The sequence below is a fragment of the Pseudomonas sp. PGPR40 genome, from assembly GCF_022014505.1.
Classification (GTDB): Bacteria; Pseudomonadota; Gammaproteobacteria; order Pseudomonadales; family Pseudomonadaceae; genus Aquipseudomonas.
This window is the reverse complement of the sequence record NZ_JAKLSP010000009.1, coordinates 15,170-32,759: the sequence shown is the minus strand read 5'-3', so window position 1 is coordinate 32,759 and position 17,590 is coordinate 15,170. Positions and strand designations below refer to the sequence as shown.

Annotated in this window: 13 protein-coding genes; 12 read left to right on the top strand and 1 reads right to left on the bottom strand. The window is 59.7% G+C overall.

Features of this window, described 5'->3' with window-relative positions; genetic code table 11:
* Positions 1-5: 5 nt before the first annotated feature.
* The 5 genes from MEB48_RS09900 to MEB48_RS09880 all read left to right on the top strand — a co-directional run bounded on the left by MEB48_RS09900 (position 6) and on the right by MEB48_RS09880 (position 4,516).
* The gene (locus MEB48_RS09900) at positions 6-695 is read left to right on the top strand and encodes an ABC transporter permease (protein WP_007904805.1); all 690 of its coding nucleotides are present in this window, start codon (positions 6-8) and stop codon (positions 693-695) included.
* Positions 692-1,390, top strand: a complete 699-nt coding sequence (locus MEB48_RS09895) for an ABC transporter permease (protein ID WP_237884080.1) — start codon at positions 692-694, stop codon at positions 1,388-1,390. Before MEB48_RS09900 ends, MEB48_RS09895 begins: the two co-directional genes overlap by 4 nt.
* 1 nt (position 1,391) lies before the next feature.
* Entirely contained in the window at positions 1,392-2,504 is a 1,113-nt protein-coding gene (locus tag MEB48_RS09890) for a M14 family metallopeptidase (RefSeq protein ID WP_237884078.1), read from the top strand.
* Between the two features lie 27 nt (positions 2,505-2,531).
* The gene (locus tag MEB48_RS09885; protein ID WP_007904680.1) at positions 2,532-3,296 is read left to right on the top strand and encodes an ABC transporter ATP-binding protein; all 765 of its coding nucleotides are present in this window, start codon (positions 2,532-2,534) and stop codon (positions 3,294-3,296) included.
* A gap of 239 nt (positions 3,297-3,535) precedes the next feature.
* Positions 3,536-4,516: a GlxA family transcriptional regulator gene (locus MEB48_RS09880; protein WP_237884076.1), complete on the top strand. Its 981-nt coding sequence runs from the start codon at positions 3,536-3,538 to the stop codon at positions 4,514-4,516.
* 32 nt (positions 4,517-4,548) lie between these two features.
* On the opposite strand, the gene MEB48_RS09875 is transcribed toward MEB48_RS09880, so the two are convergent.
* A complete protein-coding gene (locus MEB48_RS09875; RefSeq protein WP_237884074.1) occupies positions 4,549-9,384 on the bottom strand; it encodes a leucine-rich repeat domain-containing protein in 4,836 nt (1,611 codons plus the stop codon).
* A gap of 286 nt (positions 9,385-9,670) precedes the next feature.
* On the opposite strand from MEB48_RS09875, the gene MEB48_RS09870 reads away from it, so the two are divergent.
* The 7 genes from MEB48_RS09870 to astE all read left to right on the top strand — a co-directional run bounded on the left by MEB48_RS09870 (position 9,671) and on the right by astE (position 17,554).
* Complete coding sequence (locus tag MEB48_RS09870) at positions 9,671-10,891, top strand: aspartate aminotransferase family protein (RefSeq protein WP_237884072.1); 1,221 nt, start codon at positions 9,671-9,673, stop codon at positions 10,889-10,891.
* 213 nt (positions 10,892-11,104) lie between these two features.
* Positions 11,105-12,124 carry an arginine/ornithine succinyltransferase subunit alpha gene (gene aruF, locus MEB48_RS09865; RefSeq protein ID WP_237884070.1) on the top strand — a complete coding sequence of 340 codons (1,020 nt, stop codon included), beginning with the start codon at positions 11,105-11,107 and terminating at the stop codon, positions 12,122-12,124.
* A gap of 87 nt (positions 12,125-12,211) precedes the next feature.
* Positions 12,212-13,237, top strand: a complete 1,026-nt coding sequence (gene astA, locus MEB48_RS09860; RefSeq protein WP_237884068.1) for an arginine N-succinyltransferase — start codon at positions 12,212-12,214, stop codon at positions 13,235-13,237.
* A complete protein-coding gene (gene astD / locus MEB48_RS09855) occupies positions 13,237-14,703 on the top strand; it encodes a succinylglutamate-semialdehyde dehydrogenase (RefSeq protein ID WP_269137447.1) in 1,467 nt (488 codons plus the stop codon). Before astA ends, astD begins: the two co-directional genes overlap by 1 nt.
* Positions 14,704-14,866: 163 nt before the next feature.
* The gene (gene astB / locus MEB48_RS09850; protein ID WP_237884066.1) at positions 14,867-16,213 is read left to right on the top strand and encodes an N-succinylarginine dihydrolase; all 1,347 of its coding nucleotides are present in this window, start codon (positions 14,867-14,869) and stop codon (positions 16,211-16,213) included.
* 25 nt (positions 16,214-16,238) lie between these two features.
* On the top strand, positions 16,239-16,532 hold the full coding sequence (locus MEB48_RS09845) for a topoisomerase II (RefSeq protein WP_237884064.1): 294 nt from the start codon (positions 16,239-16,241) through the stop codon (positions 16,530-16,532).
* 11 nt (positions 16,533-16,543) lie between these two features.
* A complete protein-coding gene (astE, locus tag MEB48_RS09840; RefSeq protein ID WP_237884062.1) occupies positions 16,544-17,554 on the top strand; it encodes a succinylglutamate desuccinylase in 1,011 nt (336 codons plus the stop codon).
* Positions 17,555-17,590: the final 36 nt, after the last annotated feature.

Below are 17,590 nucleotides of genomic sequence, written 5' to 3'. Positions count from 1 at the left end.
GAATCATGTTGAAAGGCTACGGGGCTGTCATCCTCGATGGCGCATGGCTGACGCTTCAGCTCGCCTTGTCGTCCATGGTCTTGGCCATTGTTCTGGGTCTGATCGGCGTTGCGCTGCGTCTGTCCCCAATACGCTGGCTGGCCTGGCTGGGCGATCTGTATTCCACGGTGATCCGCGGTATTCCCGATCTGGTGCTGATCCTGCTGATTTTTTACGGTGGCCAGGACCTGCTCAACCGCGTCGCGCCGATGCTCGGCTATGACGACTACATCGACCTGAACCCGTTGGCCGCCGGTATCGGCACCCTGGGCTTCATCTTCGGTGCGTACCTGTCGGAAACCTTCCGTGGCGCCTTCATGGCAATCCCGAAGGGGCAGGCAGAAGCCGGCATGGCGTATGGCATGAGCAGTTTTCAGGTGTTCTTCCGGGTGTTGGTGCCGCAGATGATTCGTCTGGCGATTCCGGGTTTCACCAACAACTGGCTGGTATTGACCAAGGCGACCGCGCTGATTTCGGTGGTCGGTCTGCAAGACATGATGTTCAAGGCCAAGCAGGCGGCAGACGCTACCCGCGAGCCTTTCACCTTCTTCCTCGCAGTGGCGGCGATGTACCTGGTGATCACCAGCGTCTCGTTGCTGGCATTGCGTCACCTTGAGAAGCGCTACTCGGTAGGCGTAAGGGCGGCTGATCTATGATCTTCGACTACAACGTCATTTGGGAAGCCTTGCCGCTGTACCTCGGCGGCCTGGTGACTACCCTTAAATTGCTCGCGCTGTCGCTGTTTTTCGGTCTGCTGGCGGCACTGCTGCTGGGGCTGATGCGCGTTTCCAAGAATGCTGTCGTCAACATGAGTGCCTGGCTGTTCACTTACGTGATCCGCGGCACGCCGATGCTGGTGCAGCTGTTTTTGATCTATTACGGTCTGGCGCAATTCGAAGCGGTGCGTGAAAGCTTCCTCTGGCCGTGGCTGTCCAGCGCCACGTTCTGTGCGTGCCTGGCCTTCGCCATCAACACCAGCGCCTACACCGCGGAAATCATCGCCGGCAGCCTGCGCGCCACGCCGAATGGCGAGATCGAAGCGGCCAAGGCCATGGGCATGTCGCGCTTCAAAATGTACAAGCGGATCCTGCTGCCATCGGCGCTGCGCCGGGCGCTGCCGCAATACAGCAACGAAGTGATCATGATGCTGCAGACCACCAGTCTGGCGTCCATCGTGACCCTGATCGACATCACCGGTGCCGCGCGCACGGTCAACGCTCAGTTCTACTTGCCGTTCGAAGCCTACATCACCGCCGGCGTGTTCTACCTGTGCCTGACGTTCATTCTGGTGCGCCTGTTCAAAATGGCCGAGCACCGCTGGTTGGGCTATCTGGCCCCGCGGAAGCACTGATATGGAACGCATCGATCATGCATTGCCGTGGAACCACTTGGGCAGCGAACGACAGATTTCGGTATTTCGCTTCGGCGCTGGCGAGCGCAAGGCCTACATCCAGGCCAGCCTGCACGCCGATGAACTGCCGGGGATGCGCACGGCCTGGGAGCTGAAAAAACGCCTGACCGAACTCGAAGCCCAAGGCTTGCTCAACGGTGTGATCGAACTGGTGCCGGTGGCCAACCCACTGGGTCTCGGTCAACTGCTTCAGGGTAACCATCAGGGGCGTTTCGAAGCCGGAAGCGGCAAGAACTTCAACCGGGATTTCGTCGAGCTGAGCGAGCCCGTAGCCGCTGAGCTGCAAGGGCATCTGGGTGACGATCCTCACGCCAATATCCGTTTGATCCGTGAAACCATGAGCGATGTGCTGGCCGCATTGCCGCCGGCTGCCAGTCAGTTGCAAGGCATGCAGCGCATCTTGCTCAGCCATGCCTGCACCGCCGACGTGGTGCTGGATTTGCATTGCGATTGCGAAGCGGCGCTGCACATGTACGCCTTGCCGCAGCACTGGCCGCACTGGCGTTCACTGGCTGCGCACTTGAACGTCAAGGTTGGTCTGCTGGCGGAAGATTCCGGCGGCAGTTCCTTTGACGAAGCGTGCTCGCTGCCATGGCTGCGTCTGTCGCGTCTGTTCCCGGATGCCCAGATTCCACTGGCCTGCCTGGCGACGACCATCGAGTTGGGTGGCCAAGCTGATACCGGTCGCCCAGAGGCGGAGGCTTACGCCGAAGGCATTCTGGCATTCCTCGCCGAGCAAGGCCTGATCAGCGGCGAATGGCCGAAACCTGCGCAAGACGCTTGCGAAGGCCTGCCGTTCGAAGGCACTGAATTGCTGTTCGCGCCGCATCCTGGCGTGGTGAGTTTTCTGCGCAAACCCGGTGAGTGGGTTGAAGCGGGCGACGAGATTTTTGAAGTGATCGATCCGTTATCGGATCGGGTCAGCACGGTGTGTGCTGGTACGTCCGGGGTGCTGTTTGCCATTGAACGGCTGCGTTATGCCCAACCCGGTTTCTGGCTGGCCAAGGTGGCGGGGCGCGAAGCGCTGCGTCACGGGCGCTTGCTCAACGACTGACTGACTGTTTTTGTGAGAACCGACCGCATGTACAAACTTGAAGTCCAAGACCTGCATAAACGCTATGGCAGTCACGAAGTGCTCAAGGGCGTGTCCCTGAAAGCGGCGGCTGGCGATGTGATCAGCATCATCGGCTCCAGTGGCTCCGGCAAAAGTACATTTCTGCGCTGCATCAACCTGCTCGAGCAGCCGCACGCGGGCAAGATTCTGCTCAACAACGAAGAGCTGAAACTGGTCGCCAACAAGGATGGCGCGTTGAAAGCCGCCGACCCGAAACAGCTGCAACGTATGCGTTCGCGCCTGTCGATGGTGTTCCAGCATTTCAATCTGTGGTCGCACATGACCGCGATGGAAAACATCATGGAAGCGCCGGTCCACGTGCTCGGCATGTCCAAGACCGAAGCCCGCGAGAAGGCCGAGCACTACCTGAACAAGGTCGGTGTTGCTCATCGCAAGGATGCCTACCCTGGCCACATGTCCGGCGGCGAGCAGCAGCGTGTGGCGATTGCCCGTGCGCTGGCGATGGAGCCGGAAGTGATGTTGTTCGACGAACCGACTTCGGCCCTCGACCCTGAGTTGGTCGGTGACGTGCTGAAAGTCATGCAGGCCCTGGCGCAGGAAGGCCGGACCATGGTGGTGGTGACGCACGAAATGGGCTTTGCCCGTGAAGTGTCGAACCAGTTGGTGTTCTTGCACAAAGGCGTCGTCGAAGAAAGCGGCAACCCGCGTGAAGTGCTGGTCAATCCGCAGTCTGAGCGCCTGCAGCAATTCTTGTCCGGCAGCTTGAAATAATCCGGACTGCCGTTGTGCACAGGGATAGTGCATGCTTCGCAGCCTAGAGGCTGGCTTCGATCCCTTGTGGGAGCGGGCTTGCTCGCGAAAGCGGTGTATCAGTCAACATCGTTGCTATCTGAACCACCGCTTTCGCGAGCAAGCCCGCTCCCACATTTGATCTGTGTTGGTTTTGAGATGTGTGTTTATTTACGGGCTAGCATTGGTCCATCACTGTTCTTCGCTTCGGATTGCCCGCCATGACTGCCCATCGAATTGGTTTCCTGATTTGGCCCAGCACTAAAGCTCTGACGCTTGCGCTGGCTGAGGAGGCCTTGCGTGTTGCCCAGCGTGTGCATCCGGATGTTGTTTACGAACTGTCGTTTTTGCAGGCAGAACCGCCAACCGAAGGCGCCTGGCAATTGCCGGGTGAGCCCTGGGCCGGCAAACTCGAAAACTTCCAGAAACTGTTTCTGCTCGCCGACGAGCCGCCGACCTCGCTTGCGCCGGCACTCAGCAGTGCACTGAAACAACAGGTGCGAGCCGGATGTGTGATCGGCGGTTTGTCGGCCGGTGTTTACCCGTTGGCGCAGTTGGGTTTGCTCGACGGTTACCGCGCTGCCGTGCATTGGCGCTGGCAGGACGATTTTGCCGAGCGCTTCCCCAAGGTGATTGCCACCAGTCACCTGTTCGACTGGGATCGCGATCGCTTGACCGCGTGCGGCGGCCTGTCGGTACTCGATTTGCTGCTGGCAGTGCTGGCCCGTGACCACGGCGCCGAACTGGCCGGTGCGGTTTCAGAAGAGCTTGTCGTCGAACGCATCCGCGAGGGCGGCGAGCGCCAACGCATTCCGTTGCAGAACCGCTTGGGCTCCAGTCATCCGAAGCTCACCCAGGCGGTGTTGCTGATGGAAGCCAACATCGAAGAGCCGCTGACCACCGACGAAATCGCCCAGCACGTGTGCGTGTCGCGTCGGCAGTTGGAGCGGATTTTCAAGCAATACCTCAACCGCGTGCCGAGCCAGTATTACCTGGAATTGCGCCTGAACAAGGCCCGGCAGATGTTGATGCAAACCAGCAAGTCGATCATCCAGATCGGCCTGTCGTGTGGCTTCTCTTCGGGGCCGCATTTCTCCAGCGCCTACCGCAACTTCTTCGGCGCCACGCCGCGGGAAGATCGCAACCAGCGGCGCAGCAGCAGTCCGTTCGAATTGTCGTCGGTGCCGTCGGAGCGTGGCTGATCGAGCCGTCACTTTCTGAGTCGACGCTTGCGTCACTCGTCGACTTCCGAATTATCCGACGTTGAGACATCCATTTCACCTTGATCGATGACCTCTTGCACGCCGAAATCTACTTGTGTGCGTTCAAAGTAGTCGATCAGGCGTTGCAGGCTTGCTTCGGAAAACCGGTTGCCTCTCAAGCTGATGTTTTCGGCGATTTCAGGCGGCAGTTCCTGCACATCGCTGGACACTTCGGTGATTGCGTTCTCGCTCAGGTCTACCCAATCCAGTTCCTCCAGCTGGAACAGGCCCCAGGGTATTTCGGTAATGCCGGTGTTATTCAGCAAAACGTTCGCGATGCTGGGCATCTGGCTCAGGTCTGGTGTTTGCCCCAAAGGGTTGGAACTCAGATCGAGGTAGTCGAGCTGATCCATTCCGCCCAGTGCGCTGACCGATTCCGGTGACAGGTTGATGTTGCATTCAGGCAGTGACAACGACCGCAGTTGACCCATTTTGAACACGGTATCGGGAATATTGCCCAGGTTGCAGGCGCGGAGCCTGAGGCTTTTCAAATTGAAAAAGGATTTCAGGAAGTGCCCCATGCGCGTCGCGCCATGGGCGCTGTGCAACTCCAGGGCTGTCACATGGCTGAAGTCGGCGTTGAGGCTTGGCAGCTCGCCATTGATATAGGTTTCAAATCTCAGTTCAAAGCTGGGTTCCAGCGCCTCATTTAAGTCGTCCAGCTCGCTTTCGTGCCGCCAGCATTGCACCAGTGTCTGCCGGAACTGATCACGGCTCATGTGCTCGGCAAGCTGTTGTTGGGCATCGAACGGTTCACCTGTCACCGGATGCAGGGGGGGAAGGTCGGCGGTCCATGCCGCCAGATCGTTGATCAGTTGTGCCAGCTCCGTTTCCAGGCGTGTCAGTTCGTTGCGGCCGTCTTGCAGTGTGCCCGGCAGTTCGTAGACAAACTCGCTGGCCTGTTCCGGTTCAAGGTTCGGGTACAGCGCCCTGACCCGGTCGATATCCACTACAGGGGCCAGGACCCCCATATCGTATGAGGTATCGGAAAAGTAGTGCTTGATCAGTTGCCGGGCATTGTCCGAGAGCGGGTTGCCCGTTAAATCAATGCTTCGCTTGGTGTACAGCGCACTCTTAAAGAGTTCAGGCGATACATCACTGATCCGGTTGCCCTGTAGTTTGGCGGTGTCGAGTTTGGCGTGGCGAAGAATGCTGTCGGGAATGTTGTTCAGGCCGGTATGGCTCAAGTCCAGATGTACCAGCTCAGGCATCGTTTCAAACTCAGGCACCCGTGAGAACGGATTTCTCTGCAAGTCCAGCACGACCAGTTTGTTCAACGCACTCAGTTGCGACCAAGTCCCGGCATTGAATTCGATCCCGCAATTGCTGAGCACCAGCGCGTCAAGATTCGTCATTCGAGCAATTGCCTCGGGCAGTGTACGCAGAGAGAAACCTTTCAATTCCAGACGGCGCAGGCCATTGAAGCGTTGCACAAATCCGGCAACACCCTGCATGGCATGACTGCCTTCAAGTGACAGCAATGACACATGCGGGAAGTCGGCGGACAGGGTTGGCAGTTCGCCGAATATGGGTTGGGAAAGCTTCAGCATATAGCGAGCGATGTCGTTGTGAGTGTCGAAATCCTGTTCTGTCTGGCGACGCCAGCTGCGCTGGATTTCCTGGGCCAGCAGGCGTCGATTGTGATTCTCCATGCGAATGTCCAATGCACTGAGCGCAACCCCCGTTTCGGGGTGGGCGGTAGGTGTGTCATTGACCCAGGCGCTCAGGTCTTGATGCAGTTGTGCAAGTTCGCTGGCCAGCCGTGAGAGTTCCGCGCGAGGCCCCTCGGGATGCCGCTGCAGTTGCAGGACCAAAGCCTGATGCTCGTCATCCGCAAGGCTTGGGTAAACCTCGCGGACTCTGTCGCTGAGGCCGGCGGTCGCGCCAAAGCTGTGCCGGTAACCCTCCGTGCCGCCCGGCAGGCGCATGGTCGTCGGGTCGTAGAAGGGTTTTCGCTGCGGATATTTCACGAACAGGGTACGCAGCGTCGGATGATCCAGCGTGTGTTTGGCGATGCGCTGCTTGAATGAAGGGCCGTCGCCAAGCGCAAGCTTCAGCCCTTTGCGTTGCGTATCCGGTAGCGCCCGCAGGAGGGCATCGTAGAAGTCACTGGCCTGTTCGCTGTTGCCTTCGACTCGATAAGTGTCCTCATCGCTGCGCACTATCGTTCTGAGGAGCGGTGCGTCGGTTTTACCAATGCTGTCGTGCAATGTCCCGTCAGCGGAATAATCCCTGATTTCAATTCGCAGGCCTTCCAGCCAGCCGGGCAGTGATTCGAGGCTATGCAGGGCCAGCCGATGAGTATCTGCGGTTGCCAGTGACTCGGAGTAAAGCCCCTCGTGGGCACGGGCGGCGCGAACCGCTTCCATGGCTTTTTGCGCTACGTCTTTCAAACGCTTGGGTACTCGACCGTTATGCAATTGCATCAGCTCGTTACCGGCTGCATTGTTTGCCAGCTCTTCTGCGATGTCTGTGGGCAGGCCCGGCAGGTCGTCGATCAGTTGTCGCGCTGCCTGATCGCCGGTTTCTTCGAGTGCCCGATAGCGTAACTCGAACAGCGATAGACGGTATTTGCGCGCCATCGCTGCGGCTTGCTGCCGAAATTCAGGCGTTTGCGCTTCAGGTTCAGGCAGAGGAGTGGCAGCGGGCCAACCCTCAAAACGGATCAGCAGATCACGTTGCAGAGTCGGATCGGCCCTCACGTATTGCTCCGGTTTTTCGCTGCCGATCTGCTCGATGAACGCCTGGATATCCCGATCGATCTTGAAGCGTTTGAGGCAGTCGGTCAGCAGTGAGGGCGGTGGCAGGTCGTCGGCGTGCATCTCGCGCAGCACGTTGTCGTGAAAGCCGCTGATGCGCAGGACTTGCTCGCGTTCGGTGCTGGAAAGATTTTCGACGCTATGGCCGAGCCGGCGCAGGACGGTTTCCCGGTCCCAGTTCAGCGGTTGTTCCAGCGCGGTGTGCCAGGCGCCGTGGCCGTTATGCCGCAGTGATGGCTGATAAGCATCGGAGCGGGTTGCATGCTGAATCCGGAATTGCCCCGTGTCTTTATTCACTTCTACCGCATAGAGCCGGTCTTCGATCGGCAGCAGGGTTTTGCCTTGATGCCGGTACAACCCGAGGCGGTCGGGTTGGGTCGTTGCCGGCAAGTCGACGGATTGTTCGTAGGGCGTCAGGTCCGGTTTCCAGTAGCGGGTTTTTCCATCAGCTGTCTTGATCGGGTTGAGTTTGTCGAAAAACGCCTGTGCCTCACGGGGCAGCAGAGGCTTGAGTTCGCCGACGGCAATGGCGCCGCCTGCTGCGAATGTTCCCAGCTGCACCGCCGATTCGACCACCCCGACAAGATGCCCGAACGCTTCGTTTTGCAGGCCTTCTGCCCAATCCACGATACCTTCGAAGGTTTCGTCGAGTAACTGGTAAGCCATATAGGCCAGCGTCAGTTCACCGAGGAGCGGCACGAAGGGCAGGGCAACGAACGCTGCCACTTCAAGAATCGTCGTGGCGACTTTGCTGAAAGCGTCCCACAACGCCCATCGCGCATTTCGGTCGGCGCTGGCGGTGGAGATGGCAACAGCGCGCGCGTCATTGAGGATCTTGTTCAGTTGCTGTTGGTAGAGATGGGGCCATAGCCCGGTGCTGATCGGACTCACTGCAAATCGCAAGTCGGGTTTATCGATGGGTGTGTTTCGCCAGCTGGGAAGTGGAGCGCCGTGCCGGTGCTGGTGCCAGGTAACGGCGCTGAGGCGACGGTTGAGGTCGGCAAAAAAATACCCTCGTTCCTGATGATCGACGAATCGGATGAAGAACGTCTGGTAAGTGGGCGAGCGCAGTTTGCGGGTCAGCTCTGTCATGAATGCGTGAGCATCGGGGTACTGTTTGAGCGGGTGCTCTGGATCGTCGGGGATGTAGACAATGATCCGCGTTGCCTGCTGTGCATGCTCAAGTTCGGGCGTGAAAATGACGATGCCGGTCAGCGCTGACGACATCATCGTCAGGGTGTGACAGGACAGCTGCCGGCCATCGAGCTCCACGTTTTGGCGCTCTTGCGCAATGCCCAGGAGCGAACGATAAGCGTCGATTGGCAGATCTTCCCGGACGTGGGCCATCTGTAATGCGGATTTGAACGCGGCTTTGTGCGTCGTGATGACTTTCGATTTCAGTACCGAACGTGCCAGCGGATCGGTCAACCCAAGATGGTCGGTGAGGTAGGCCTCGTACCGCGCGCCGATATCCAGTTGCCGGCATAACCGGGTAAAGCTCTGGATAGAGAGCCGGCGTTTGATCGCCGGCAACGTATCGAACTGTCCTGAAGGCGAAGGTTCGGTGATGAATGTCGAGTCGGACTCGTAAGCATCGGCTTTTGTCTCCGAGTCCTCAAAGTTGTGCAGGGCTGCATCGAGCAGCGATACCGTCCAGGTGCGCGCGGCTCCGGTCTTGATCGGGAACCAGGGGATCGTCTGCGGAATGTACAGGCGCAGGAAGGTCGTCTTGACGTCCAGTTCGAGGCCGAAGCGGGTTTTCAGCGAGTCACTCAAGAGCCGTTCGGCAAAGTCCCGGGCGCTCTGCAATTCATTGAACATCGTCTCCAGGCGATTGCGCTGGCTCCAGTGTTCCTCATTGGCCTTTTTCAGCGACTGATGTTGTTCGTGGGTTGCTGTGCCCTGCCAATCGGGAAGTTTCAGCCGGGCATTTTTTAGCGCGTTGCGCGTAACGGATGATGCTTTCACTGCCCAGTCGGGCAGATTTTTGAACGCGTGGTGATAGTGCGCGTCCGGGTGAGTGGCAAGCTCAAATGGGTGCCGATTCATGTGCGAGTCCCTTGGCATCTGAATTGAACCCAAGGAAAACAAAAGAAAGAGGGGGGTGTGCGGTACATATTTACCGCACCGCTCGCCAACCCTGCCTATAACCTGTGCCGTCGGTTTAAACTGCGCCTTTGCGACCCTATTTGTCGCATTGCCGTAAACCCGGGCAAAACCGGTGTTTGCGCTATAAGAAGTTGTCGCTTGGCGGCAAGGCCGGGCTGAAAACTGTCCTTACAATCCCCTCATCGCTCGCCAGTTTCAGGCGAGCGTTCCTCTTCAGGAGACTCCGATGTCCGTTGAGCACGCTGCGGTAGAACGCGCCGATTTCGACCAGGTAATGGTTCCCAACTACGCGCCAGCCGCTTTCATTCCCGTGCGTGGTGCCGGTTCCCGTGTCTGGGATCAGTCCGGTCGCGAGCTGATCGACTTCGCCGGCGGGATTGCCGTTAACGTATTGGGCCATGCGCACCCGGCGCTGGTCGGTGCCCTGACCGAGCAGGCGAACAAGCTGTGGCACGTGTCCAACGTGTTCACCAATGAGCCGGCCTTGCGCCTGGCCCATAAGCTGGTCGACGCCACGTTTGCCGACCGTGCCTTCTTCTGCAACTCCGGCGCCGAAGCCAACGAGGCCGCGTTCAAGCTGGCCCGTCGTGTCGGCTTCGACCGTTTCGGTAGCGAGAAGTACGAAATCATCGCCGCGCTCAACAGCTTCCACGGCCGCACCCTGTTCACCGTGAACGTGGGTGGCCAGTCGAAGTACTCCGACGGCTTCGGTCCGAAAATCACCGGCATCACCCACGTGCCATACAACGATCTGGCCGCACTGAAAGCTGCCATTTCCGACAAGACGTGCGCAGTGGTCCTGGAGCCGATCCAGGGCGAAAGCGGTGTGATCCCGGCTGAGCTTGAATACCTGCAAGGTGCCCGCGACCTCTGCACCGCGCACAACGCGTTGCTGATCTTCGATGAAGTGCAAACCGGCATGGGCCGTACTGGCCATCTGTTTGCCTATCAGCATTACGGCGTGATCCCGGACATCCTGACCAGCGCCAAGAGCCTGGGCGGCGGTTTCCCGATCGCAGCGATGCTGACCACCGAAGACCTGGCCAAGCACCTGGTCGTCGGCACCCACGGCACCACTTACGGCGGCAATCCGCTGGCGTGTGCGGTCGCGGAAGCCGTGATCGACGTGGTCAACACCCCCGAAGTGCTGGCTGGCGTCAACGCCAAGCACGACAAGTTCAAGACTCGCCTTGAGCAGATCGGCGAGAAGTACGGTCTGTTCACCCAGGTTCGTGGTATGGGCCTGTTGATCGGTTGCGTGCTGAGCGATGCCTGGAAAGGCAAAGCCAAAGACATCTTCAACGCCGCTGAAAAAGAAGGCCTGATGGTCCTGCAAGCCGGCCCGGACGTGGTGCGTTTCGCCCCGAGCCTGGTGGTGGAAGACGCCGATATCGATGCCGGCCTGGACCGCTTCGAACGTGCCGCGGCCAAACTGACGCAAGCCTGATAGACCCTTCGACGCCTGCAAGTCAGGCGTCGAACCCAATTTTGATGCCGGGCAAGATCAAATGTGGGAGCGGGCTTGCTCGCGAAAGCGGTGTATCAGTCAACATTTTTGCTGTCTGACCCACCGCTTTCGCGAGCAAGCCCGCTCCCACACTGATCTCTGTGTAGGCCCGGGATTTTTCTTCTGTAAGTTTTGAGATTAAGGAGTGACACCATGCTGGTGATGCGCCCCGCGCAAATGGCTGATCTGGGCGAGGTACAGCGTCTGGCTGCGGACAGCCCGATTGGTGTCACTTCCTTGCCGGATGACGTTGAACGCCTGAGCGACAAGATCGCTGCAAGCGAAGCTTCGTTCGCCGCCGAAGTCAGCTTCAACGGTGAAGAGAGCTATTTCTTCGTCCTCGAAGACACCGTGACCGGCAAACTGGCCGGCTGCTCGGCCATCGTTGCTTCGGCCGGTTACTCCGAGCCGTTCTACAGCTTCCGTAACGAAACTTTCGTGCACGCCTCCCGCGAACTGAAGATTCACAACAAAATCCACGTGCTCTCCCAGTGCCACGACCTGACCGGCAACAGTCTGCTGACCAGTTTCTACGTGCAGCGCGAGTTGGTGGGTTCGCCTTGGGCGGAACTCAATTCCCGTGGCCGCTTGCTGTTCGTGGCCAGTCATCCGGAGCGCTTTGCCGATTCCGTGGTGACCGAGATCGTCGGTTACAGCGATGAAAATGGCGACTCGCCGTTCTGGGATGCCATCGGCCGCAACTTTTTCGACCTCAACTACGCCGAAGCCGAGCGCTTGTGCGGTCTGAAGAGCCGGACCTTCCTCGCCGAACTGATGCCGCATTACCCGATCTACGTGCCATTGCTGCCAGACTCCGCCCAAGAGGCGATGGGCCAGGTGCACCCGCGGGCGCAGATCACCTTCGACATCCTGATGCGCGAAGGCTTCGAGACCGATCATTACATCGACATTTTCGACGGCGGCCCAACCCTGCACGCCCGCGTCTCGGGGATACGTTCGATCGCCCAGAGCCGTGTGGTGCCGGTGAAGATCGGTGAGCCGGTCAAAGGCGCTGGTCGTCAATACCTGGTGGCCAACGCCCAGTTGCAGGATTACCGCGCTGTTTTGCTCGAGCTCGATTACGCGCCGGGCAAACCCGTGACCCTGGATCTTGAAGCGGCCGAAGCCTTGGGTGTCGGTGAAGGTGCCAGCGTGCGCCTGGTGGCGGTTTAACGCCTGCTGCTATGCCTATAAAGAATGAATGCTTAGTAAAGCAGCGAGTTTCACGGGTGGCGCAAGCGGCCCGTTTGAGGAGATAGCATGATCGTTCGTCCCGTACGCAGCAGCGATTTACCCGCTCTGATCGACCTGGCCCGCAGCACCGGCACCGGCCTGACTACCTTGCCGGCCAACGAAGAGCGTCTGGCCCATCGAGTCGGTTGGGCCGAGAAGACCTTTCGCGGCGAAGCCGGGCGGGGCGATGCGGACTATCTGTTCGTGCTCGAAGATGACAATGGCCGCGTGGTGGGCATTTCCGCCATCGCCGGCGCCGTTGGCCTGCGGGAGCCCTGGTACAACTTCCGGGTCGGCCTGACGGTCAGCGCCTCGCAAGAGCTGAACATCTACCGCGAAATTCCGACGCTGTTCCTGGCCAACGACCTGACCGGCAATTCCGAGTTGTGCTCGTTGTTCCTGCACGCCGATTTCCGCACTGGCCTCAACGGCCGCATGCTGGCCAAGGCGCGGATGCTGTTTATCGCCGAGTTCCCGCAACTGTTCGGCAACAAGATCATCGCCGAAATGCGTGGTGTGTCCGATGACGTCGGGCGTTCGCCGTTTTGGGAAAGCCTGGGCCGGCACTTCTTCAAGATGGAATTCAGCCAGGCCGATTACCTCACCGGCGTGGGCAATAAGGCGTTCATCGCCGAACTGATGCCGAAATTTCCGCTGTACACCTGCTTCCTGTCGCCAGACGCGCGCAACGTGATCGGCCAGGTTCACCCGGACACCGAGCCGGCCCTGGCGATGCTCAAGAGCGAAGGTTTCAGTTATCAAGGCTACGTCGACATCTTCGATGCCGGTCCTGCGGTGGAATGCGAAACCACCAAGATCCGCGCGGTGCGCGACAGTCAGGCGCTGGTGTTGGCCATCGGCACCCCGGGTGATGACGCCACGCCGTTCCTGATTCATAACCGCAAGCGTGAAGACTGCCGGATCACTGCCGCGCCAGCACGCTTCGCCGCCGGCACGTTGGTGGTCGATCCGCTGACTGCCAAGCGTCTTCAACTCAACGCTGGCGATCAAGTGCGCGCCGTTCCGTTGTCTGCTGCTCGGGAGTCGAAATAATGAATTCGCTATACGTCGCCGGTGAATGGCTGGCCGGTCAGGGTGAAAGCTTTCAATCGGTAAACCCGGTGACCCAGCAAGTGCTGTGGGCCGGGGAGGGCGCCACGGCCGGTCAGGTCGAGTCGGCTGTGCAAGCGGCGCGTCAGGCGTTCCCGGGCTGGGCCCGGCGTACCCTGGAAGAACGCATCAGCGTGCTGGAAGCCTTTGCCGCTACGCTGAAGAATCACGCTGACGAGCTGGCTCGCACCATTGGTGAAGAAACCGGTAAACCCCTGTGGGAAGCGGCGACGGAAGTCACCAGTATGGTCAACAAGATTGCGATCTCGGTGCAGAGTTACCGCGAACGGACCGGCGAGAAGAGCGGCCCGCTGGGCGACGCCACCGCCGTGCTGCGCCACAAGCCGCACGGCGTGGTGGCGGTGTTCGGTCCTTACAATTTCCCCGGCCACTTGCCCAACGGTCACATCGTGCCGGCGCTGCTGGCCGGTAACAGCGTGCTGTTCAAACCCAGCGAACTGACCCCGAAAGTCGCCGAGTTGACGGTCAAGTGCTGGATCGAAGCCGGTCTGCCGGCCGGTGTGCTGAACCTGCTGCAAGGCGCTCGTGAAACCGGTATCGCCCTGGCGGCGAACCCGGGCATCGACGGTCTGTTCTTCACCGGTTCCAGCCGTACCGGCAATCACCTGCATCAGCAATTTGCCGGTCGTCCGGACAAGATCCTCGCGCTGGAAATGGGCGGCAACAATCCATTGGTGGTGGATCAGGTCGCGGACCTCGATGCCGCCGTTTACACAATCATTCAGTCGGCATTCATTTCTGCCGGCCAGCGCTGCACTTGTGCTCGCCGCTTGCTGGTGCCGCAAGGCGCTTGGGGCGATACGCTGCTGGCGCGTCTGGTGGCGGTCAGCTCGACGATTGAAGTCGGTGCATTCGATCAGCAACCGGCACCATTCATGGGCTCGGTGATTTCCCTCGGTGCTGCGAAAGCCCTGATGGACGCGCAAGAACATCTATTGGCCAACGGCGCCGTGGCGCTATTGGAAATGACTCAACCTCAAGCCCAGGCAGCCTTGCTGACCCCGGGCATTCTGGACGTGACGGCGGTGGCTGATCGCCCGGACGAAGAGCTGTTCGGTCCGTTGCTGCAAGTGATCCGCTACGCTGATTTTGAAGCAGCGATCGCTGAAGCCAACGACACCGACTATGGCCTGGCGGCCGGTCTGCTGTCGGATTCCGAAGCGCGTTACCAGCAGTTCTGGCTGGAAAGCCGGGCCGGTATCGTCAACTGGAACAAGCAGCTGACCGGTGCGGCGAGCAGTGCGCCATTCGGCGGTGTCGGTGCCTCGGGTAACCATCGCGCCAGCGCCTACTACGCCGCGGATTATTGCGCGTACCCGGTGGCGTCGCTGGAAACCCCGAGCCTGGTTTTGCCTGCCGCGTTGACGCCTGGCGTGAAGATGGCGTAACGCCCATTCGCGAGCAAGCCCGCTCCCACAAGGACTGCGTCGAACACAAAATGTGTGAACACCGCTGAACCTGTGGGAGCGGGCTTGCTCGCGAAGGCCACGCCTCGGTCTTACTGATTTGTTACCTGAAGCCATAACAACAGATTCTCGTGGAGCCTCGCTGATGAAATCCTATGAAGTCAATTTTGACGGTCTAGTGGGGCCGACCCATAACTACGGCGGCCTGTCCTACGGCAACGTCGCGTCCCAGAGCAACAGCCAGCAATCTTCGAACCCGAAGGAAGCCGCGCTGCAAGGCCTGGCGAAGATGAAAGCGCTGATGGAAATGGGCTTTCAGCAAGGCGTTTTGGCGCCACAAGAACGTCCGGATGTCGCCGCACTGCGCCGCCTGGGTTTCAGCGGTACCGATGCTCAGGTGATCGAGCGCGCCGCCAAAGAGGCCATGCCGCTGCTGGTTGCCAATTGCTCGGCGTCGAGCATGTGGGTGGCCAACGCCGCCACGGTCAGCCCGAGCGCCGACACTGCGGATGGTCGCGTGCATTTCACCGCCGCCAACCTGAACTGCAAATACCACCGCAGCATCGAACACCCGACCACCAGCCGCGTACTGGGAGCGATGTTCGCCGATCAGAAGCACTTCGCTCACCACGCCGCGTTGCCGGCCGTGGCGCAGTTCGGTGACGAAGGTGCGGCCAACCACACCCGTTTCTGCCGTAACTACGGTGAAGCCGGCGTCGAGTTTTTCGTGTTCGGTCGCAGCGCATTCGACACCCGTTACCCGAATCCGCAGAAGTACCCGGCCCGCCAGACGCTCGAAGCCTCACAGGCGGTTGCGCGTCTGCACGGTCTGAGCGATGACGGCGTGGTCTACGCCCAGCAGAACCCTTCGGTGATCGATCAGGGCGTGTTCCACAACGACGTGATCGCGGTGGGTAACGGCGAAGTGCTGTTCTATCACGAGGACGCCTTCCTCGACACTGAGCAGATGCTCGCTGAACTGCACGGCAAACTCGCCAAAGCCGGTGGGAAATTTCAGTCGATCTGCGTACCGCGTTCCGCAGTCACCGTAGAAGATGCCGTTCGTTCCTACCTGTTCAATAGCCAGCTGCTGTCGCGTCCTGACGGCTCCATGCTGTTGATCGTGCCGGAAGAATGCCGTGGCAACGAGCGTGTCTGGCAGTACCTGCAAGGCCTGACCAGCTCTGGCGGCCTGATCCGCGAAGTGAAAGTTTTCGATCTCAAGCAGAGCATGCAGAACGGCGGTGGCCCGGCTTGCCTGCGGCTGCGCGTCGCACTCAACGAAACCGAACTGGCGGCCGTCAACCAAGGGGTTATCATGACGGCACCGTTGTACGGCACATTGACCGAATGGGTCGACAAGCACTACCGCGACCGCATGACCGAAAACGATCTCGCGGACCCGCAATTGCTGCTTGAGTGCCGGACGGCACTGGATGAACTGACGCAAATCCTTAAACTGGGCGCGGTTTATCCATTCCAGATCAATTGAAAGTCTCAAACGAGAGCGTAAAAACATGAGCGATACCCTGCAGCTGATCCTTGAAGATACCGACGGCACGCAACTGGAAACTTCCTGCACCCGCGTCGCGGTCATGTGGCAAGGCAAAGAGCTGTGGATCCAGCAGGACGGCCGCGGCCAGCTGCTGATCGGTGTGGACGTCGAAGAGGGTGACGCTGAATACGCCAACCTGCTGCTGCGCCCATTGGCGACTAATCTGGTAAGTCTGCAACTGGAGATGGAACCGGCCGACCTCGGTGATGATGATGAGGACCACGTTCACGGCCCGGATTGCAATCACGACCACTAAGGAACCGCTCTATGCTCGCCCTCGGCAAACTGCTTGAACTGACCCTCGCCGGCCGCGAACCGGCGGAGAAGACTCAACTGACTGTCGAAGGCGTGCGGATGCGCTGGTTGAGCGAAGGTGCGCTGGAAGTCCGGCCACCTGAAGCCCGCGACAACGGCCTGGACCTGCTGCTCTCGGCCGGCATCCATGGTAACGAAACAGCGCCGATCGAGCTGCTCGATCGCCTGTTGCATGACATCGCTCGCGGCGACTTGAAGCCGCGCGCACGCATTCTGTTTCTGTTCGGCAACCCCGAGGCCATCCGCCGCGGTGAGCGTTTTATCGAGCAGGACGTCAATCGACTGTTTAACGGTCGGCACGAACAAACCAGTGGTTCCGAGGCCTTGCGCGCTTGTGAGCTGGAGCGGCTGGCAGCGACTTTCTTCAGCCTGCCGGACCGCAATCGCCTGCACTACGACCTGCACACGGCGATCCGTGGCTCGAAAATCGAGCAGTTCGCCCTGTACCCCTGGAAAGAAGGCCGTCGGCATTCACGCCTGGAACTGGCTCGCCTGCGCGCCGCCGGCATGGAAGCGGTGCTGCTGCAGAACAAACCTTCCATCGTCTTCAGCTCCTACACCTACGACAAGCTCGATGCCGAGTCCTTCACCCTCGAGCTGGGCAAGGCCCGGCCGTTCGGGCAGAACGACGGGGTCAACGTCGACCTTCTTGAAACCCGCCTGAAGCAGATCATCGAAGGCACCGAGCCGCCAATGACCGGCGACGGGCTGGAGGGTTTGCAATTGTTCAGCGTCGCACGGGAAATCATCAAGCACAGCGATAGCTTCCGCCTGAACTTGCCGGCGGATATCGAAAACTTTTCGGAGTTGAAAGTGGGGTATGTGCTGGCCGAGGATATCGCCAATACCCGCTGGGTCATCGAAGAGAAGGGCGCCCGGATCATCTTCCCGAACCCCAAGGTCAAGAACGGCCTGCGCGCCGGCATCCTGATCGTGCCGACCACCGACAAAAACCTCGCCTGACTGATCGTTCCCACGCGCAGCAAAGGAATGCAGCCC